Genomic DNA, 16716 nt, shown 5'->3' on the forward strand with positions numbered 1-16716 from the left:
AAATGCGCCAGACTTATGCTCTGGCGTGCCTTGGAAATCCGTGGAAGCCAGTAGCAAAGTGGCCGTTCGTCGCTTTTCTAGTGTTAGCCCCTGAGCAAGGGGATGCGAAGCCTCCCATTGCTCAGGGGCTTAGCCGGAGTGGCCAAGAGCGAGGCGAGTTGGCGACTGTCGCCATGAGCTCAGACGGCAAGGATGTAGACGCCACACGGTCTGTCGCCGTTGTCGCCGTTGTCGCCGTCCTATCGGATCGGTACTACGTTCCGATCCCTGGCCACACTCATCGCGCTGGCCGAGAGATTGCCCGTCGACGCCTTTAGAATGTACTCGCTCCACCAAGCCATCATCGGCCGCCGGCGCTCGATGTAGTCGGCCCGGTTGTAGGCGCTGCGCACCTCATCCTTGTCGACGTGCGCCAGCGCCACTTCGATGAGCTCCGGGTCCCACCCATGTTCATTCAAGATGGTGCTGGCCATCGAGCGCATGCCGTGGCTGACCAAGCGATCCTGGAAGCCCATACGTTTCAACGCCATGTTCGCGGTCTGGCTATTGGCATGAGTACGTGGGTTTCGGTCTGCCGGGAAGACGTACTCCCGATGACCGCTATGGGACTTCAGTATTGCCAGCAATGCCATGGCTTGATCGCTCAACGGGATGCTGTGCGGGCGGCGCTTCTTCATCCGCTCCGGTGGGATAGTCCAGACACGCCTTTCAAAGTCGATGTCTGTCCAGCGAGTAGTCGCCGCCTCGGCGGGGCGAGTCATCGTGTGCAACTGCCATTCGATCAGGCAGCGGGTGGTGCGTTTGATGCTGGCGTTCGCGATTTCCAGCATGAGCTCTGGGAGCTCTTCGGGCGGCAGCGCAGCCATGTTTTCTTTCTTGGGCTTCTTGAAAACCGCTCGTATGCCGCTGAGTGGGTTGGCGAAGATCAGGCCGGAGTTTACGCCGTAGGTCATGATCTCGTTTAGCCGCTGGCTAAGACGCTTGACTGTCTCCAGGCTGCCTTTCGCTTCGATTGGACGGAGCAATTCGATCACCATCGGCGCGGTGATTTTCGCGAGTGGCGTCGTCTTCAAGTCGGGGAACACATGCAGCGTCAGCGACCGCCAAATGTCTTCGGCGTAGGCCGGCGTGACTGAGTCTTTCTTGAGCTCGAACCAGGCGGAGGCCACGTTCTCGAAGGTGTGTTCCGTTTCTGCGCGCTTGGCCTCAATGAGCGTATTGCGCTGTACCTTCGGATCGATGCCCTGGGCGAGCAGCTCGCGTGCTTCGACTGCCATCTTTCGTGCGTTCGCCAGTGACAGTTCGGGGTAGGTCCCGAAGCCGATGTTGATGCGCTTTTTGGTCACCGGTTCGCGGTAGTTGAAATTCCACAGCAACGAGCCGTTGCTACGTACGCGGAGCTGCAAACCGTCACCGTCGGTGAGGACGTAATCCTTGGACGCGGGTTTGACTGCCTTGAGCTGTCGATCGGAGAGCCGGAGGGTTTGAGCAGGCACGAGATTTTCCTCAGGCACTGATTTGGTATTCCAAAGATTAGCACCGGATGGCCTGGAATACCGTTTGGAATACCCGAATGGCTGGAACTCAAAAAATCTCAGAAGACCGCAAAAGCGCTGGAGGCCATGTATTTACTGGATCGCAGGCACAAAAAAAGACGTCCGTGGACGTCTTTGATTGATCATTTGGTGGAGCCGGGGGGATTTGAACCCGCGTCTAACCCCCAGTTTACGTGGCTTTCAGCGCTCAGGCTGTCATTTTGCTGGCATTTAGTTGAACGGGCTGCTCGCGCCATCCTTTCGCGCCCATTACGTCCTTCTGAAGGTCTATTCATCCGACCTACGGCCTGTAAAGTCGAGCCGCATACGTATAGAATGCTCGGCCTTCATGCGGAGTGTCATACGGATATGCTGTACACTGAAGGGCTGTTAATAGAGGCCGCAACGCTTCACGCCAAGGCGAACAAGAAGCGCATAGCTAAAGAATTTACAAATCCTGCCGTTTACATTCCTGAGAAGATGCCGGTCTCGGTGTTTATGGCCGGATGCGCTGGAGCTGGGAAAACAGAGGCTGCGATAGAGCTGATAGCTGAGCTTGACGCCTCTGGAAAATCTAAGATTATGCGAATCGACCCTGACGACTTCCGGTCTGAATTTGAGGGGTACACGGGTAACAATTCTTGGATGTTTCAGTACCCGGTTTCGATTCTGGTTGACAAGATTCACGATATGGCATTAGAACAGAGTCAGTCGTTCATTTTGGATGGCACCCTCTGTAACCTTGCTAGGGCAGAGAAGAATATCTCTCGCTCGATCAAGCGGCACAGAGATTGCGTCGTGATTTTCGTTTACCAGAAACCTGAGCTGGCCTGGCGTTTCGTAGCCGCCCGGGAAAAAATCGAAGGTCGACGCATTCCTCCAGAAATTTTTGTTGAGCAGTTCTTCACCACGAAAGAGGTGGTTAATTCTCTCAAAAAGAAATTTGGCAAAGATATTCGTGTCGATCTTCTGGTTAAGAACACTGATGCGTCACCGAAGTCCTATGAGGTTGACGTTGCCAAAATCGAAGATCATCTGCACGATGGATACGATCGTGAGGGTCTGTTGAAACACATCAAGTCCGGGGTTTTGCTATGAAAAAAGCGCAATCAACACGTTCTACTCCATTTTCTGATTTCTTTCGGAACGCCCCTGCCGATCAGAAGCAGCGCGTTTACCAATCGGTTCTGAAACGATCGACAGAACGTCAGTTGGAAGTATTAGCCGCTGCCCGAGCGGGTTAATTCTGCTCAAAAAAAAACCGCATTCAGCGGTTTTTTTTTCTCGAAATTTCTACTTACTGCCCGTACCTTCTAAGCGAGCATCAAAAAGTGCGGTTGCTTTCTGCCCAGCAATTTCGTCGGCCGAAGGCATCCACCTCCCATACACTCGGGCAATCATCGTCCAATCCGTATGCCCCATCTGCTTGGCCACCCACATCGGGTGCTCGCCGGCGGACAGCATCATCGATGCGTAGGTGTGTCGCGTCTGATAAGGGCGCCGATACCGAACACCAGCTTTTTTCATTGCCGGCACCCACATCGTTTTCCGAATCGGCCCGTCGCCAGCCCAGCGCTCTAGCGTTCTTGGGTTCTGGAACACTTCGGCGTCCGCCAGGAATGTGTGCGCCTTCTGCGCTTTCAACGCCTCCAGTGCGGGCCGGAGCAGCTTAACGCTTCGGCGCCCAGCGGCAGTTTTCGTCGTTTCCGCCTTTCCCTTGGCTGCCTGGGTCATTGCACGGCTGACCATCACTTCTTCCCGCAGCCAATCGATATCGCCCCAGTCCAGCGCCACTAGTTCGCTGGTGCGCAGGCCCGTCCAGAGGGCGAACTGCATCATGTTGCGAGCCTGGCCGGAGAGGGCGCCCAACACCGCTTGCTGCTCTTCGGGGCTGAAGGGGTCAACGTCGTCTTCTTTTGGCGGCGCCTCCTTGCGGGAATAGGTCCACCCGGCGAGAGGGTTCGACTCGATCAACTCTTCCTCAGTCGCATCGTTGAGCGCAGATCGGAGACAGCTCTGGATATTGCTTAGCGTCTTGTTGCCGACCTCCAAGGTGTCGAGCCAGTCCCGTACAGCCTTCCGCTTCAAGTCGACCATCATCGTGTCGCCGAGGGCTGGAATCAGGCGCAGGGTGACCAGCTTTCGGTAGCCATCAAATGTGCTGCTCGCGACGTGTTTCTGTTTCGCCTCGAGCCACCTGGTCAGAAAACCGTTTACCGTTTCGCGGGATGCCTCAGGCGCGAACTTCGCTGCCCGGGCAGATCCCGGAAACGTCACCGAGTAGTCGAAGGTTCCGATCGATATCGCATGTTCGATCGCTGCCTTGTGCTGCTCGGCTTTCTTCAGATTAGTGGCGGTGGGCTTGAGCGTGATCCGCTCGCGGCACCGGACGCCCCGATACATGAACGTGATTTCGATACTCGTATCGGAGACCGCCCGAACTCCCCTCCCGCCTCTACCCATGACTCATATCCTTCTATGTCGAGAAGCGTCCGGCCATCCGGCGCTTTGATCCATATCTCACCGAGCCGCCAGATGCCGTCACGGATCTTTGAGCGGATCGCGTCTTCTGTGTAGCCAGACTCGCTGGCGAATTTCCTGACGGTCACATAGCGCATCGCTTCACCGCTCCGCGTGTCGCGACACGATTTCGTTATTCGCATTTCGTGTCGCGTCACGGCCGTGAGTCACGCGAAGCGGAAATGCTATGCCCTCCCACTTGCCGGCCAGTCCGCGAATGCTGCGACGGTCGACGTGTAGCCGCGGCTTCTTGCTGGCGTACAGGTTGTTGCAGGCGGCGAACTGATCCGCGTCACTCGCTGCATCGATCAGCGCCTGGTGCTCAGTGGTGTTGACCTTGATCCAGCCGTCCTTCGTTTTTCCGTGATCGCTGGTACGACTCAGAATGAAGCGCCGGCCGTTGTTCTTGGCGCCGGTGGAAGACTCGTTCAGGTAGTAGGCGATCGCGCCTTGGCGAACCCTGATGATTGTCTTAGCCACGGGCAGCTCCTTTGGCTGGGGGGAGCGCCGGCTTCGATTCAATGAAGCTGCTGGCACTGTTCTCGCCGCCAATGTGACGGAAGTAGTCGATCTCGACCTTCGCGCTCTCGATCAGCACACGACTGATGTCAGAAACGGACTGCGCTCGCCGCACCTCTTTCTCCAGCTCGCCCTCAGGCGCTTCGCGCACAGCTTCAAGTTGTGCGAAAAGGTGGTCACGCAGGTCACTCAATTTGTTCTTCATGATTTTTCTCGTATGGCTCTTTTGAGGTCTTGCTGGGCCAGGATTACGTCCTGCAACTCAGCGGGATATTTGCGCACCCGGTTGCGCCTGCAATGCTCGTCTTTGGAAACCAGTTGCAGGTTGGCCAAGGCGGTGTTCTTGATATTTCCATCCCTGGCGACAATCACGCAGTCGTCAGGGATCGGGCCGTTTGCTTGTTCCCAGGTCCATCTGTGGTCCAGCACCCACTCCCCACTTGGCAGCTTCAGCGAGATGTATTTACCGGTATCCCGCCGCTCACCAGGCTCAATCCAGTTGTGGGTTGCGGGGCCTAGGCTTCCCGGCTTAAAGCGGGTTGCATCTAGGAACGACTGGTCTCGTCTCAGCTTGAGATTGGCGACCTTGTTCTTGATCTGGCCGGCAGTCTTACCCACCTTCAATACCAATTTAGCCATTGGGGTAAGCGGGTAGAACTCGGTCAACAGGGCGACCTCTTGTTCTGTCCATTTGCGCCCAATACCGTCCTCACGCATGAGCTATTCCGCCTCGGTGCTTGACTCAGCAATGGCGCGCATCTTCAGCTTGATCCCGCATGAGCTGGCCAGGGTGGTCAGTTGCCCGACAGTGGTGTCTGGGTTCTGCAAAGCCTGGCCAAAGCGGATCAGGCGCTCGCCGAGCTTGCCGAGATCGTTTTGAAGATGCAGGCGAGTGCCCGCAGCTGTTTGGATGGTCATAGCTGGAACCTCTCTTCCTGTGGGAGCGGGGTGGCGGGCAATCGCCCTGTTTCACCACCGGAATTCGCCAGAGACGCCCGTGCTGCTGCGCTTTCATCGGTGCTTGTGCTGGCGGGCACCTGTAGGAGCGAGCTATCCGGCAGGCAGCTGATTCCACCTTGCGGGGTAACCCAGCAAGTCACCTGGCGCCGGCTGTCGTGCTGAATATCGATCAACACCTGCTGCTGATCGGCCCCGGCCTGTCCTGCGGCAATCATCAGCAGCATTACCGTAGGTACATGGGTAAATATCAGGCTTCTTTTCATGTTTAACTTTCTCCGGGCAAGTCGATAGCCCGCCGAGTAACTTGGCAATCTCAAGAAGTTTATTGAGTCGCTTGTAGTTATGATTTGAACAGCTTGAAAACTTCGCGCTTACCCTTACCAATCATTCCAGAAAGCGCAGACACTTTTACTTGCGCATCCAGATGTCGCTTTGCCTGATCCGAATCAAGTTCGCCAATCCGCGTATGCTTCATAACTTCCTTGCATTTTGAAAACTCCCGACGAACGCCACGCATCGCGGTATCGATTGCAATGAACGCCTGATCTGATGGCGGAACAATTCGATAACCCTTGCCGCGAACGCTGACGATGTAAATTTTATGTTGTGTCAGAAGCGCTTCTTTGAATTGTTCGACGCGGTCCAGAATGACGAATTGACAGTTGACCATTTCCTGAGCGGTCTTCGGCTTCGGTAAATTGAGCGCCCAGGTAAGCCAGTCGTGGCTGATCAACTGCCCATCGGCAAATTTGTCATCGAGGAACTGTTCAATTGCTTTTTCAAGGCTCCATGAGTTTGGGTTGAGAGGAACAATACTCATGGCATCACCTCCACGGTGAAACGGCCGAATTTCGGGCGGTAGTCGCCGACTCCGCAGTACTGGCCGGCGTCTTCCAGGCATTTCAGGACCTGGGCTCGGTCGATTGACTCCTGGTCGAAGGCAATCTCGCAGATGGTCGACCATTCGCGGAACAGTGGGCGATATCGCGTGATGCGAGCAGTGCCAACTTTGACCGAGCGAGCATCGTAGAATGCTTGATCCCAGAGCCCCTCAATTGTGCGAGGCCCTTCGTAAATGATAGGGCAACGGGAATCCATGATCTCAACGGAGCGCTTAAGTTGAGTGCCCATCTTCGATAGTTTACCGCCAGCGACAAGCGAAGACTCGATGTTGATGCCAGGCAGAAACGGACCAATATCTTCAGCGAAGTAAAGACCGCCACGCCATTCGCTGCGCGCAATAAGCTCGTGATCTTCATCGGACTTCTTCCGTTTCGAAGTCAGAACCTTGTGCGCCTTGGTCAACTTGTTCAACGGATCGGCGAATACATCCGCGTGAATTAAAAGCGGACGGGTCCCGATGATCTTAACTTTAAGAGTTTGCATTTGATGCCTCATAGTTTCGCTGCGTGTGCGAGTTCGCCCGTTGCGATGCACGGTGCTTTGCGTGTTGAACTTGAAAACAGCCTCATGGAAGTTGCTTTCAAGTCGCCACCAGATACGCTGGTGACCCCGTGCGGATTACCGCCCTTGCCATGCCCAACCCAGCCGTGCCACATCCCGCCCGGCCCTACCCTGGCTCGCCCGGCCTGACCACAACCTGCCATGCCACATGATGCCTTCGCACCGGACAGCCACCTCGCTGAAGTAGCTCGCCGCTGCGCACGAGGCTAGGCGATGAAGATGCCGTCGTGGTTTTCGCGGTCGTGCTGATGCTCATGCTGAGGGCCAGGGTTGGCTGTCATTGAGCGCGAGACAGAGGTAATCAGGCCGCGGCGAAACGCTTCGGCGATCAGCGCAGCGCGGCTGGAGACGCCAAGTTTGAAGAAAACCCGTTCAAGAGTTTTTTTCAGGGTACCTGGCGCTCGCCCAAGCTCACGAGCAGCTTGCTTTCCTGTTAGGCCTGCGCAAACCGCTAGCACCGCACGCATTTCCTGCTCAGCAAGAACGCCGGTATAGCCTTGAAAATTCCCAAAATTGATTGCCGCTTTCATAAGTTTGCTACTCCGTCCGCTCCGTCGATGGATGAAATATAAGTCTATTGATAAAAGGCGGTCAATAAGTATTTTGATATTTCGCTGATCCCCAAATTTCGCACGAAAAAAAACCCGCTCATGGCGGGTTTTCTTGCTTATCGACGAATCAGAAAAATGTAGCGCCCCAGAAAACACGGCCGATAATCCGGATGCGCGCTTCCGCGATTTCAGAGGCTGAGTAGGTCTCATCAGGGTGTTCTGACAAGTTGTAGCTCCTCACTCGAATTCCTCCGCCTGGCAGCCTATAGAGAGCCTTCACTCTAATCTGCCCGCCATGATCGAGCACGTACATCTTTCCGTCGACGACTAGCGTTTCTTGCGTGTGAGCAACGACCGTGCTTCCGTCGTGCAGGACCGGGCTCATCGAATTACCCGAGATGGCTACCGCAACGACGTGCTCAGGTTTCACTCCCTGCTTTTCTAAAATCTCATCGTTGAGATGAAGCTGGGCGGTGGCGCTGATTTCGACCACGGTCCTGTTGGTATCGAGAGGATCGTCGAATTCAATCAGGTACGGAATTTCAGCCGTAAGAAGCGAGTTTGAGGGCGCGAATTTGCTGGCAGCTTGGAGAGCTTCAATCCTTTTCCGGACGGCGTTATTCAGCGGGGCATCTTCTTCATGCTCTCCATGAACAAGCTCATCAATAGTCGCTGCCCAGAGAGCCTGTGGATCCTCTGAGGAGAGCATATCCCCATCGCCAGTTTGCAGCCACAAGCTGTTGACCCCGCACTCCTGGGCTATCTGAATTAAATATGAAGATCGGAGAGTTTTCCCAGATTCAAGCTGACTGATGGCGGTTTGCGCAATGCCGACCTTCTCCGCCAATTCGGATTGGGTGAGGTGCGCTTTTTTGCGAGCTAGCTTGATTCGGTCTGATAGGTTCATCCAACCATCCTATAAATACGCTTATACAGTTGCAAATAAGTTTGCTTCTGTGCAGTCTATAAAAAGACTTATCAGAGGCCGGATTCGTGGCTAAAAACATCACCACACTAATAAAATACTTCGGTAGCCAATCGAGGACCGGCTTGGCCCTTGGCGTGTCTCAAGCCACGGTTTCTTACTGGCTGGCAGGATCGCAAAAGGTAAGCCCTGAAAAAGCACTTCTGGCTGAAATTGTCACTCGCGGCGCAATTAAGGCTTCTTCGCTGTGCAGCCTGATTGCTCAAGTCGAAGCTCGCCACAAGGTAGGTGAATCATCCACTGAATCGCCTATCAGTACACCTGGGCCGGATGGCTCTGTATGCGCATCCAGTGCTGGCTAAGGCGGGGCCTGTACAGATGAACAGCCTCTTTTATGGACTTACGCGAATTCGGCTCTTGCCTGATCCTTGGTCGGGCTCGAGCAAATCAGGGCGCCCAACGATCGACGAAGCAACGCGCACGAGTTGGGTGGAATTCAAATCCACGATTACGCAACCATCAGTGACAGGCCCGTTCAGGGCCTTCCAATAAGTGCGGGCTTACCCGTTAGATAAAAAGGAATTCGGCATGAGCCTGCACAACCCATCCCTGTTTTTGCTGTCCGGCTGACTTTCTTCCGGGCAACAAAAAGCCCGCTTCGCAGGCGGGCTTCTTAACCAGACTCTTCGCAGGGGTCTTCGTACCACGTTGTCTTTTTACAAGGACTGCACTAATGCACCCAAAAAATAGCACCACCCCAGAAAAGGCGCAAGAGATCCTTCTCACCAGCCGATCTTCATTTCACACCTTTGACAGTTCTGACAAGTCGCTTGGCTTGCTGGAGGTTCGACCGGGAATGCCTGTAAGCGAAGCGCTCAGCTCCTCGAGCAATCTTCTAATCGCAGCAACAAGCATCCTTGATCGCCTTCTCGAGGGTGGCATGGATGGAAATGAAATCTACGGTGTTCGATTCCTGGTGGATTCGGCCAAAGCATTTGTCGACTCTGGAACTCGCAGTGTCGAGTTCGGCAATAGCGAAGGCGGCGTCCAATGACCACTCCGATCCGCACCACTAGCCAAATCGCCCACGATGCGCTTGAAAATCTCGAGATCGCGAAACGGGCCCTCAATCAGCTGGAAGCTCTCCTCCATGCAACACAGAGTCAGAGCGGGACTAGCCAGCACATCCGCAATTTGATCGATGTCGGTTGGAGCTTAGCTGCTGATGCTGCAAACACGGCCTCTTGTCACTGCGAGGAGATTGGCCAGCAACTGAATGTCGCGACACAAAACGCCGAATCCGAAAACGTGTCGCGACACTCGGAGGTGCCGGTATGAAGGCCTCCATCCCGAAATCCAAACGCCCACTTCCCAAGGGCAGGGAAATCGGCCTGCGCATCAAGCCGCAAGGAAAGTTCGCATATGAGCGGCTTCCTTTTGTAGGGAAGGATCACAGCTCCCGACTTTCATTTTGGGATGTGCCACTAACTGGCGGCTTCCATGGCGGCTGCGTGGTGGGCAAGTCGATTGCTCATGCTTACTTGAAATATGTAAGGGATGAACGCGCCAATCCGTGCCGTCTCTCTGCAACGCTGCTGGGTTCGATGCTCGTCGATCTCGATGGGAAGCAGCCGACCACGGAAGATGAGGAGAGCTCCAAAAGCGGCCAGCGTGCCGGCTTCATTGGGGAATTGTCGGCTTGGATCGATGCGGCAGCCACTCAGCTTGGAGGGAGTCTTGATCGAGTCCCGGAGCAGCACCTGGTTGATTGCGCGAATCATTGTCTGACCCGAACTGACGCGGCTCTTATGGCCGCTATCGAAAAGCAGGAGACCGCCCAATGACCATCGTCATCATCAAAGACGGCGATGCCGTCACTACGACCCTGGCAATTGCCGAGGGCACGCTCAACGATCACGCAAGTGTCATCAAATTGGTTCGCGCCTACCAAGCCGACCTGGAGGATTTCGGAGGGGTCGGATTTGAAATCCAACCCTTTGCAACTGCTGGGGGTGAACAAACCCGGGAAGTCGCAATTCTCAACGAGCCCCAATCAACGCTGCTTCTGACCTTCATGCGTAACACGGACATCGTCCGGGCATTCAAGAAGAAGCTGGTGCGCGAGTTTTGGGAGATGGTCCAGCAGCGCAGCCAAAGCGCCCCAGCGTTGCCCACTGACTACATTGGCGCGCTGGAACACCTGCTGGCCTCGAAACGTGCAGAGCAGTTGGCTATCGAGCAGCGTGACCATGCCGTTGCAACCAAAGCCGAGATCGGTTCACGTCGGGAAGCTACGGCAATGGCCACGGCAAGCGCAGCCGTCCGCGAGGCTCGCCAACTCAAAGAGCAGCTTGGCATGGGCGTCACCCAGGCAACCGTCACCGCCGTCGAGAGCGCTGTGAAGCGCAAGTTCGGCAAGCAAGGCTGGCGTCCACTCGGGCAGTGGTGCAACGCACGCGATATCAAACCCCCAAAAGTCAACGACCCTCGCTGGGGCTGGGTAGTCGCCTGGCCTGCTGGTGCCTGGCTGCACGCTTACCAAATTGACCTGGCTGACCTCTTTGGCGCCGATGGAGAGCAAGCATGAAGATTTCCAATGAACAGCTCATGGGCCAGATCGCTGAGGCGGCGGTTGATTTTCAGTTGGCTGAGACGAAAAGGAACTCGCTACGCCGCGAGCTGAACACCATGTATCGCGTGTACTTCGACGCATACGGCCGGCCCTTCTCCAATACCAACAAGCGCGTTAATCCTTATGACGAAGAGTTCTCTGGGGTAATCGCGTTCACTGATGTGGCTTACACCCGGTGGAAAACTCAGCGCGATCTGACGACCAAGCTGAAGCGCAAGATGCGCATGCTCGTCGAGCGTATGGAGCGTTCGCTATGACAAATTTGCTGCATTTCCCCTCAAAGAAACCGATGGGAGCTCTCGACGAAGAAGTCCTTGAGCGCTTCGCTGATCCATCTCTACTTTTGACTTGTTTCGAGCGCGTCCAAGATGCCCTTGAGACCATCACCCGAGGCGAGAAAATCGAGGTGAGCGGTAAAACGCACGTAATTCTGATCGAGACCCGTGCGGCTCTTTCAGTGCTTTTCAAGCGCAGGACTGGTGGCGACGCCAAGAAAGTCTCCGATGAGCACTGGGAGGTCGCCCGCCGCTGCTTGCAGGCGGGGGAGGACATCCCTGACATGCGCATTCCGATTGATGAGCCCCAAGTAACCACGCTGCATCCCGCGCACTTCAGTGGGCAGACCGATCTGTCTTTGGCCTGTATGGCTCTCAATTCCAGCGAGCGGGTGAGGGAGGCGATCAACGACACTTTGGCTGCAGCGAATGCCCAGATCACTGCCAACGCCGCTATCGAGGCCATCAACGTCGATACCGCGCTTCGCCAACTGGTGTTGCGCCTTTCTGGTGGCACGCTGACCGATATGGCTCAGATCGTGGCCAGGATTACTGGCGCGGGCTCGGAGACTCTGCAATGACCATCCTCAACCCTAACGCCCCCCCCCCAGGAGGCCCGTACAGCGCCGGTAATTGCCGGACCTTGGCCGAGCTATGCCGCGTTCGCCGATCTTCCGGAGCAGCAGCGCTGGAAGATGTACGGCGGTGCCAAGGCTCACCGCGAGATGTTGGAACAGGCGGGCTTCGTCATGTCTGAGGCCTATGACGACTTCATCCGCCGTGTGACGCGGGAGCTGGACATATGACAATTCACAGAAACACTCAAGTGCAAAGAGCTTGTGGGCTTGGCAACTCTGTCCTTGCGGCAGGTTTGAGTTTCCGAGCCATCGGCCTGCTGGCTTACATCCTCTCTCAGCCGATTGGGTGGAGCTGCACAGTCGCGGATCTTATTGAGTTCTCGTCCGGCAGCAAGCGCCCCGAAGGTCGTGACAGTGTCTACGCGACGATCAAGGAACTGATCAGCGCCGGCTACATCGTTCGGCGCCAACTTCGGGACGAGGAAGGACAAATGGACGGTGTTGAGCATGAAGCCTTCGCACTGCCTCAGAAGGGGGCGTCTGTATGAGCCTTTTGTTTAATTTTCGCCCTCTGGTCATCAATCCGCGTCTCGCGGAGCGGATCGGCTTGAACGAAGCGATCGTCCTGCAGCAGCTCAAGTACTGGCTCAACGAAACCGAGTCTGGCCTTGATCATGAGGGGCGTCGCTGGGTCTACAACACCGTTGAGCAGTGGCAGAAGCAGTTCCCGTTCTGGTCGGCTGACACGGTGAAAAGGTCGCTAACTTCTCTTCAGAAACAGGGCTTGGTGATAGTTGAAAAGCTGGCGAAGGCCAAGCACGACCACACCAATCACTACGCAATCAACTACCAATCGGCTGCCCTGATCGAAGAGGGCAATTTGCACCAATCAGAAGAGGGCAATTTGCCCTCATCGGGCGGGGCAGGATGCCCTGTTCTTCATACAGAGATTACAACAAAGACTACTACACAGACTTCTTCGGGCATTTCGGTCGACCCAATGGAAGGCTTTGAACAGTTCTGGAAACTGTACCCGAAGAAGAAAGGGCGCAAGGACGCCACCAAGGCCTGGGCGAAGCTGAAGCCGAACGAGGAGCTTCACCAGACCTTGATCACCGCCTTGGGCAGTCACTGTGTTTCCGAGGATTGGACAAAGGACGGCGGGCGCTACATTCCGAACGCCTCAACTTGGCTAAACGGCGAGCGATGGACGGACGTGCTCAAACCCGCCACCACCAGCAAGCAATCGGCCTATACCAACCTGCCCAACCACACCCCTGACATGTACCAAGGAGGCGAAAATGGCCCAGCGTTCTAATTTCCGTCGCCAGCCTGAGCTGCGCACCTTTACAAGCGAATGCCCAGTGCACGGCACTGTCGATCGGTCCGAGGTCGAGCAGTTCGATGGTTCGATACTGATTCGGCCGTGCAAGAAATGCCAATGGGACGGCCTCAGGGTTGCGCCGGTTGGCAGCGAGGCTCATGCCCAAGCCTTGGCTCACGTCGTCGCCGAACGTACCAACAGCGCGATGGTCGGGTCTGGAATCACCCCTCGGTTCGCCGGAAGCATGTTCGCGAACTACCGCGCCGATAACTCGGCCATGGTCCAGGCGTTGGCAACCTGCAAGGGCTACGCCGACAACTTCGACGATCACTACCGCGAAGGCCGGAACCTGTTGCTGTGCGGCAACGTCGGCACCGGGAAAACGCACCTGGCCAGCAGCATTGTTCAGCAGGTCATTCGCAAGCTTGGGGCGGTAGCGGTCATCACTTCGGCAGCCGAGATCATCCGGGTATTCAAGCGGTCGATGGATCGCAATGCCGGTTACACCGAGGGTGACGTGATCACCGAACTGGCTGACTTCGATCTGCTGGTGATCGATGAAGTGGGCGCCCAGGCCGGCACTCACTACGAGCTGTCAGTCCTGCATGAGGTGCTGGATCGCCGATATCAATTGGTCAAGCCAACCGTGGTGGTCTCCAACATGGATGCCAAGGAGCTTGGCCAGTACATCGGCGAGCGTGCATTGGATCGGCTGCGCGAGAACAAGGCGCTGCTGGCGGGCTTCACCTGGGCATCTGAGCGGAGGCGCGCATGAATCAAGAGGATAAGTACTACCGTCTCGAGTCAGAGCAGGGCGTCCTTGGCGCGATCATGATCGCATCGCTCAGGGAGGACGTTGGAATGGTTGAGGATATCGTTTCTCAGATGAACTCGGCGGACTTCTGGCACCAGGATAACGCAGCACTGTTCGATGTGATCCACGATTGCCTAGGGCGGAGCATGCCCGTGGATGCCGTGACACTTGGGTCGATCCAGCGCTATCTGCCCAGCGGGCAAACCACGCTTGAGTACGCTATCAACCTGCACCGTAACGTCCCATCAGCCGCTAACTGGGAGGCCTACTCTCGCCAGGTCAAGCAATGGGCGCTGATCCGTCAGTTCCGGGATCTGGGCCGGATCGTTGAGGCTGGCGCTACCGATGACTTGCCGGCGGACGACATCCTCGATGCCTGCCATCTGGCGCTGGCCGACCTGCGCGATCTGCAGAGCGCAGGGAAGGCCGGCTACAAACGCATGGCCGAGGTGCTGCCGAGGGTCTTGGATAACATGGACGACGTGCTAAACGACAAGGCGCCGCCGAAGCTTTCCACCGGCCTAGTCGATCTGGACAAGTTGATTGGTTTTCTGCGCCCCAAGTCCATGGTGGTGATTGCCGGCCGCCCGGGTAGCGGCAAGACGATGCTCGGATTGCAGATCGTCAATCACATCGCTATCCGCGGTGCCGGGGTGGGCCTGATCATCAGTCTGGAGATGGGAGAAGAGGAACTGACCGTTCGCACCATCGCTTCTCAGGGCGGGATCGATCTGCGGCGCATGGAGGAAGTGAAGTGCCTCGAGCGGGAGGAGTGGGATCGGATCGGCGTTGCCGCGAGCAAGATCCAAGGTGCCGAGCTGTACCTGAATGATACTCCGGGCCTGACAATCGCAGGGATTCGCGCGGAGGCTCTCAAGCTTCAGCGTGAGCGTGGGCTCGACATCTTGATGGTCGACTACCTGGGGTTGGTGGGTTCTGACGGCAAGACCATGAACCGCGGCGAGGCTGTAGCCAAGATATCGATCGGCATGAAGAACCTGAGCAAAGAGTTGGGCGTGCCAGTGCTGGTGTTGGCGCAGCTCAACCGAAACCCCGCGAGCAGGCCCGGCAAAAAGCCTCAAGCCAGCGACCTGCGCGACTCCGGGCAGATCGAGCAGGACGCCGATGCCGTGATTCTTGTGCACCACGATCCCGAGTCGGAGATGGGTGAGCAGGGCGTCACCGAGTTGATTCTGGACAAAGGTCGCCAGGCGCCACCCGGTTCATGCCTTGTTCAGCGCCAAGGGCAATTCGCCCGCTTCGTCAATTTTGCAGGCCGAGAGCCAACGCAGGAGGAGGTCGAAGCCAATCGCCCCTTCGCCGGTCGAGTTAAGGGGAGCAAGACCTATGAGTAACGTGACAGCGGCATTGCCGCGCAAGAGCATGATGGATCATGAGCGCAAGTTCCTGAAAATTGCCGGGGAGGGCCTGGCCCAGGAGAAAGTCGGCGGCGCGCTGGCCTTGGCCTATCTGCTCGACATGGTCGCCAGTTGGCACGCTACCCGGGTGAACATCGAGTTCGGGGATTACTGCAAGCGCTGGGTGGCCGAGGGCAACGCAAAGAGCAAGACTGCTGACCGGCTGCTGCGCAACCTGCTGGGTCTCGACGACAATCCACCACCACGGCGAATTCGGAGGGCTGCTTGATGAGTGTTTATCGTGATGCCGCACACTGCATCAGCCGGGTCATGTCGATCGAGATCCATGACGGGACCAAGAAAGCGTCATGGCAACGCCATTACAAGGCGAGCTTCGACGATGAGTTGCCCGGCCATTCAATAAGCGACGATCTGTCGCCTGAGGAGCGGTTGACTCAAGACTCGATGACGCGGGCGACCATCAAGCGGGTATTGCCTGAGGTTCAATGGCAGGCGCTGGTTGGAAAGTACTCGATCAGCCGGAACGAGGTTAAGGAGGCCGCCGCGTACCTCACGCCTCGGGTGGTAAGTCCCGCCCACCACTTGTTCAAAACCAAGTGTGTGATGGCTTGGATGGTTCCGGAGCGGCGCAATGGGTTGCCAGCATCGTTCTACGTTCTTCACAGCTGGGATGCGGAAGGGACACCCGACAGGACGCTGCGGCGCTGGAGGTCAATCACCAAGCGCTGGCTTGACGACCAGGTGAGTGCGGCGCATCTGTCGGTGGAGGCGCTGTTAGAGGAGCGTGGTCTTTTACATCAACTGGCCGCTTGACTGTGGCCGAGTGACCGCGTAGATTTCGAACCTGCGGTTTGGTGCGTTACAGGATGACGACCAAACGCGAAGAACCCCAGCCGTTGTGTTGGGGTTTTTCGTCTGTGCTGCAGCAAAACCCAACCAATTCCCAAGTACTGGAGCGGTTATGAGCGGCGATAGCAACGATGGTTTCATGGATGACTTTGAGGACGAGCTAGAAGCTCAAGATAACGACGATCCTTACCACTACGTAGAGCCAGAAGAAGAAAGCGACTACGATAAGGATCTGCAGCAAGGCGGAGAAGACAACGTCTTCAAGCTCAACGATTTGTAATTAGTAACGTCTCAAAGCCCCGCCATCGAGCGGGGTTTTTCGTTTCTGGAAGGTGGCGCCCAGTGGTGGGCAATCCGGTTTGAACCCGGAGCTGCTTGAGCCGGCAAGAGT

Annotated in this window: 26 protein-coding genes; 15 read left to right on the forward strand and 11 right to left on the reverse strand. The window is 56.3% G+C overall.

Annotated elements, in window-relative coordinates; all coding sequences use genetic code 11:
* Positions 1–239: 239 nt before the first annotated feature.
* On the reverse strand, positions 240–1496 hold the full coding sequence (locus GQ39_RS28750) for an integrase domain-containing protein (protein ID WP_047537321.1): 1257 nt from the start codon (positions 1494–1496) through the stop codon (positions 240–242).
* Between the two features lie 126 nt (positions 1497–1622).
* Here GQ39_RS28750 and GQ39_RS28755 point away from each other — a divergent pair, with 126 nt between their 5' ends.
* Positions 1623–2633, forward strand: coding sequence for a zeta toxin family protein (locus GQ39_RS28755; RefSeq protein ID WP_330218074.1), 1011 nt, complete (start codon positions 1623–1625; stop codon positions 2631–2633).
* Positions 2634–2828: 195 nt separating this feature from the next.
* Here GQ39_RS28755 and GQ39_RS28760 read toward each other — a convergent pair whose 3' ends face one another.
* The 10 genes from GQ39_RS28760 to GQ39_RS28805 all read right to left on the reverse strand — a co-directional run bounded on the left by GQ39_RS28760 (position 2829) and on the right by GQ39_RS28805 (position 8456).
* A complete protein-coding gene (locus tag GQ39_RS28760; protein ID WP_047537326.1) occupies positions 2829–3998 on the reverse strand; it encodes an Arm DNA-binding domain-containing protein in 1170 nt (389 codons plus the stop codon).
* Positions 3999–4157: 159 nt separating this feature from the next.
* Positions 4158–4535, reverse strand: coding sequence for a hypothetical protein (locus tag GQ39_RS28765; protein WP_052193670.1), 378 nt, complete (start codon positions 4533–4535; stop codon positions 4158–4160).
* Positions 4528–4779, reverse strand: coding sequence for a hypothetical protein (locus GQ39_RS28770; protein WP_047537330.1), 252 nt, complete (start codon positions 4777–4779; stop codon positions 4528–4530). The genes GQ39_RS28765 and GQ39_RS28770 overlap by 8 nt, the downstream gene beginning before the upstream one ends.
* Positions 4776–5291, reverse strand: coding sequence for an HNH endonuclease signature motif containing protein (locus GQ39_RS31035; protein WP_052193672.1), 516 nt, complete (start codon positions 5289–5291; stop codon positions 4776–4778). Before GQ39_RS31035 ends, GQ39_RS28770 begins: the two co-directional genes overlap by 4 nt.
* Positions 5292–5294: 3 nt before the next feature.
* A complete protein-coding gene (locus GQ39_RS28780; protein WP_047537333.1) occupies positions 5295–5492 on the reverse strand; it encodes a hypothetical protein in 198 nt (65 codons plus the stop codon).
* Positions 5489–5797, reverse strand: coding sequence for a hypothetical protein (locus GQ39_RS28785; protein ID WP_047537336.1), 309 nt, complete (start codon positions 5795–5797; stop codon positions 5489–5491). The genes GQ39_RS28780 and GQ39_RS28785 overlap by 4 nt, the downstream gene beginning before the upstream one ends.
* A gap of 77 nt (positions 5798–5874) precedes the next feature.
* Positions 5875–6354: a hypothetical protein gene (locus tag GQ39_RS28790; RefSeq protein WP_047537340.1), complete on the reverse strand. Its 480-nt coding sequence runs from the start codon at positions 6352–6354 to the stop codon at positions 5875–5877.
* Positions 6351–6920, reverse strand: a complete 570-nt coding sequence (locus GQ39_RS28795; RefSeq protein WP_047537343.1) for a hypothetical protein — start codon at positions 6918–6920, stop codon at positions 6351–6353. Before GQ39_RS28795 ends, GQ39_RS28790 begins: the two co-directional genes overlap by 4 nt.
* Before the next feature lie 284 nt (positions 6921–7204).
* Positions 7205–7528: a response regulator transcription factor gene (locus GQ39_RS28800; RefSeq protein WP_047537347.1), complete on the reverse strand. Its 324-nt coding sequence runs from the start codon at positions 7526–7528 to the stop codon at positions 7205–7207.
* A 148-nt stretch (positions 7529–7676) separates the two neighbouring features.
* Complete coding sequence (locus GQ39_RS28805) at positions 7677–8456, reverse strand: XRE family transcriptional regulator (RefSeq protein WP_047537350.1); 780 nt, start codon at positions 8454–8456, stop codon at positions 7677–7679.
* 86 nt (positions 8457–8542) lie between these two features.
* Between GQ39_RS28805 and GQ39_RS33635 the strand changes: the two genes are divergently transcribed.
* From GQ39_RS33635 to GQ39_RS32905, 14 genes are all read left to right on the forward strand, one after another.
* Positions 8543–8836, forward strand: coding sequence for a transcriptional regulator (locus GQ39_RS33635; RefSeq protein WP_081997993.1), 294 nt, complete (start codon positions 8543–8545; stop codon positions 8834–8836).
* Positions 8837–9207: 371 nt separating this feature from the next.
* Positions 9208–9528, forward strand: coding sequence for a DUF3077 domain-containing protein (locus tag GQ39_RS28810; RefSeq protein ID WP_047537353.1), 321 nt, complete (start codon positions 9208–9210; stop codon positions 9526–9528).
* Complete coding sequence (locus GQ39_RS28815) at positions 9525–9812, forward strand: hypothetical protein (protein ID WP_047537356.1); 288 nt, start codon at positions 9525–9527, stop codon at positions 9810–9812. The genes GQ39_RS28810 and GQ39_RS28815 overlap by 4 nt, the downstream gene beginning before the upstream one ends.
* The gene (locus GQ39_RS28820) at positions 9809–10318 is read left to right on the forward strand and encodes a hypothetical protein (protein WP_177329341.1); all 510 of its coding nucleotides are present in this window, start codon (positions 9809–9811) and stop codon (positions 10316–10318) included. Before GQ39_RS28815 ends, GQ39_RS28820 begins: the two co-directional genes overlap by 4 nt.
* Positions 10315–11061, forward strand: a complete 747-nt coding sequence (locus tag GQ39_RS31040; RefSeq protein WP_052193674.1) for a Rha family transcriptional regulator — start codon at positions 10315–10317, stop codon at positions 11059–11061. The genes GQ39_RS28820 and GQ39_RS31040 overlap by 4 nt, the downstream gene beginning before the upstream one ends.
* Positions 11058–11363 (forward strand): hypothetical protein, encoded by a 306-nt coding sequence (locus GQ39_RS28835; protein ID WP_047537359.1) that lies wholly within the window; start codon positions 11058–11060, stop codon positions 11361–11363. Before GQ39_RS31040 ends, GQ39_RS28835 begins: the two co-directional genes overlap by 4 nt.
* Complete coding sequence (locus GQ39_RS28840) at positions 11360–11962, forward strand: hypothetical protein (protein ID WP_047537362.1); 603 nt, start codon at positions 11360–11362, stop codon at positions 11960–11962. Before GQ39_RS28835 ends, GQ39_RS28840 begins: the two co-directional genes overlap by 4 nt.
* Before the next feature lie 221 nt (positions 11963–12183).
* Entirely contained in the window at positions 12184–12507 is a 324-nt protein-coding gene (locus tag GQ39_RS28850) for a hypothetical protein (protein ID WP_047537365.1), read from the forward strand.
* Positions 12504–13277: a hypothetical protein gene (locus tag GQ39_RS31045; RefSeq protein ID WP_052193675.1), complete on the forward strand. Its 774-nt coding sequence runs from the start codon at positions 12504–12506 to the stop codon at positions 13275–13277. Before GQ39_RS28850 ends, GQ39_RS31045 begins: the two co-directional genes overlap by 4 nt.
* Positions 13261–14058: an ATP-binding protein gene (locus GQ39_RS28865; RefSeq protein ID WP_047537368.1), complete on the forward strand. Its 798-nt coding sequence runs from the start codon at positions 13261–13263 to the stop codon at positions 14056–14058. The genes GQ39_RS31045 and GQ39_RS28865 overlap by 17 nt, the downstream gene beginning before the upstream one ends.
* A complete protein-coding gene (locus tag GQ39_RS28870; protein ID WP_047537371.1) occupies positions 14055–15452 on the forward strand; it encodes a replicative DNA helicase in 1398 nt (465 codons plus the stop codon). The genes GQ39_RS28865 and GQ39_RS28870 overlap by 4 nt, the downstream gene beginning before the upstream one ends.
* Positions 15445–15744 carry a hypothetical protein gene (locus GQ39_RS28875; RefSeq protein ID WP_047537374.1) on the forward strand — a complete coding sequence of 100 codons (300 nt, stop codon included), beginning with the start codon at positions 15445–15447 and terminating at the stop codon, positions 15742–15744. Before GQ39_RS28870 ends, GQ39_RS28875 begins: the two co-directional genes overlap by 8 nt.
* The gene (locus GQ39_RS28880; protein WP_047537377.1) at positions 15744–16289 is read left to right on the forward strand and encodes a hypothetical protein; all 546 of its coding nucleotides are present in this window, start codon (positions 15744–15746) and stop codon (positions 16287–16289) included. Before GQ39_RS28875 ends, GQ39_RS28880 begins: the two co-directional genes overlap by 1 nt.
* A 148-nt stretch (positions 16290–16437) precedes the next feature.
* Positions 16438–16605, forward strand: coding sequence for a hypothetical protein (locus GQ39_RS32905; RefSeq protein ID WP_161793946.1), 168 nt, complete (start codon positions 16438–16440; stop codon positions 16603–16605).
* The last annotated feature ends 111 nt before the right edge of the window (positions 16606–16716 follow it).

The organism is Pseudomonas sp. 11/12A, from assembly GCF_000800055.1.
GTDB lineage: Bacteria > Pseudomonadota > Gammaproteobacteria > Pseudomonadales > Pseudomonadaceae > Aquipseudomonas > Aquipseudomonas mohnii.

What these genes read in the sequence shown, in the direction of transcription:
- GQ39_RS28755 (WP_330218074.1), top strand. Translation starts at nt 1,623, where the DNA reads ATGTATTTACTGGATCGCAGGCACAAAAAAAGACGTCCGTGGACGTCT.
- GQ39_RS28760 (WP_047537326.1), bottom strand. Translation starts at nt 3,998, where the DNA reads ATGGGTAGAGGCGGGAGGGGAGTTCGGGCGGTCTCCGATACGAGTATC.
- GQ39_RS28770 (WP_047537330.1), bottom strand. Translation starts at nt 4,779, where the DNA reads ATGAAGAACAAATTGAGTGACCTGCGTGACCACCTTTTCGCACAACTT.
- GQ39_RS31035 (WP_052193672.1), bottom strand. Translation starts at nt 5,291, where the DNA reads ATGCGTGAGGACGGTATTGGGCGCAAATGGACAGAACAAGAGGTCGCC.
- GQ39_RS28780 (WP_047537333.1), bottom strand. Translation starts at nt 5,492, where the DNA reads ATGACCATCCAAACAGCTGCGGGCACTCGCCTGCATCTTCAAAACGAT.
- GQ39_RS28785 (WP_047537336.1), bottom strand. Translation starts at nt 5,797, where the DNA reads ATGAAAAGAAGCCTGATATTTACCCATGTACCTACGGTAATGCTGCTG.
- GQ39_RS28790 (WP_047537340.1), bottom strand. Translation starts at nt 6,354, where the DNA reads ATGAGTATTGTTCCTCTCAACCCAAACTCATGGAGCCTTGAAAAAGCA.
- GQ39_RS28795 (WP_047537343.1), bottom strand. Translation starts at nt 6,920, where the DNA reads ATGCAAACTCTTAAAGTTAAGATCATCGGGACCCGTCCGCTTTTAATT.
- GQ39_RS28800 (WP_047537347.1), bottom strand. Translation starts at nt 7,528, where the DNA reads ATGAAAGCGGCAATCAATTTTGGGAATTTTCAAGGCTATACCGGCGTT.
- GQ39_RS28805 (WP_047537350.1), bottom strand. Translation starts at nt 8,456, where the DNA reads ATGAACCTATCAGACCGAATCAAGCTAGCTCGCAAAAAAGCGCACCTC.
- GQ39_RS28810 (WP_047537353.1), top strand. Translation starts at nt 9,208, where the DNA reads ATGCACCCAAAAAATAGCACCACCCCAGAAAAGGCGCAAGAGATCCTT.
- GQ39_RS28815 (WP_047537356.1), top strand. Translation starts at nt 9,525, where the DNA reads ATGACCACTCCGATCCGCACCACTAGCCAAATCGCCCACGATGCGCTT.
- GQ39_RS28820 (WP_177329341.1), top strand. Translation starts at nt 9,809, where the DNA reads ATGAAGGCCTCCATCCCGAAATCCAAACGCCCACTTCCCAAGGGCAGG.
- GQ39_RS31040 (WP_052193674.1), top strand. Translation starts at nt 10,315, where the DNA reads ATGACCATCGTCATCATCAAAGACGGCGATGCCGTCACTACGACCCTG.
- GQ39_RS28835 (WP_047537359.1), top strand. Translation starts at nt 11,058, where the DNA reads ATGAAGATTTCCAATGAACAGCTCATGGGCCAGATCGCTGAGGCGGCG.
- GQ39_RS28840 (WP_047537362.1), top strand. Translation starts at nt 11,360, where the DNA reads ATGACAAATTTGCTGCATTTCCCCTCAAAGAAACCGATGGGAGCTCTC.
- GQ39_RS28850 (WP_047537365.1), top strand. Translation starts at nt 12,184, where the DNA reads ATGACAATTCACAGAAACACTCAAGTGCAAAGAGCTTGTGGGCTTGGC.
- GQ39_RS31045 (WP_052193675.1), top strand. Translation starts at nt 12,504, where the DNA reads ATGAGCCTTTTGTTTAATTTTCGCCCTCTGGTCATCAATCCGCGTCTC.
- GQ39_RS28865 (WP_047537368.1), top strand. Translation starts at nt 13,261, where the DNA reads ATGGCCCAGCGTTCTAATTTCCGTCGCCAGCCTGAGCTGCGCACCTTT.
- GQ39_RS28870 (WP_047537371.1), top strand. Translation starts at nt 14,055, where the DNA reads ATGAATCAAGAGGATAAGTACTACCGTCTCGAGTCAGAGCAGGGCGTC.
- GQ39_RS28875 (WP_047537374.1), top strand. Translation starts at nt 15,445, where the DNA reads ATGAGTAACGTGACAGCGGCATTGCCGCGCAAGAGCATGATGGATCAT.
- GQ39_RS28880 (WP_047537377.1), top strand. Translation starts at nt 15,744, where the DNA reads ATGAGTGTTTATCGTGATGCCGCACACTGCATCAGCCGGGTCATGTCG.
- GQ39_RS32905 (WP_161793946.1), top strand. Translation starts at nt 16,438, where the DNA reads ATGAGCGGCGATAGCAACGATGGTTTCATGGATGACTTTGAGGACGAG.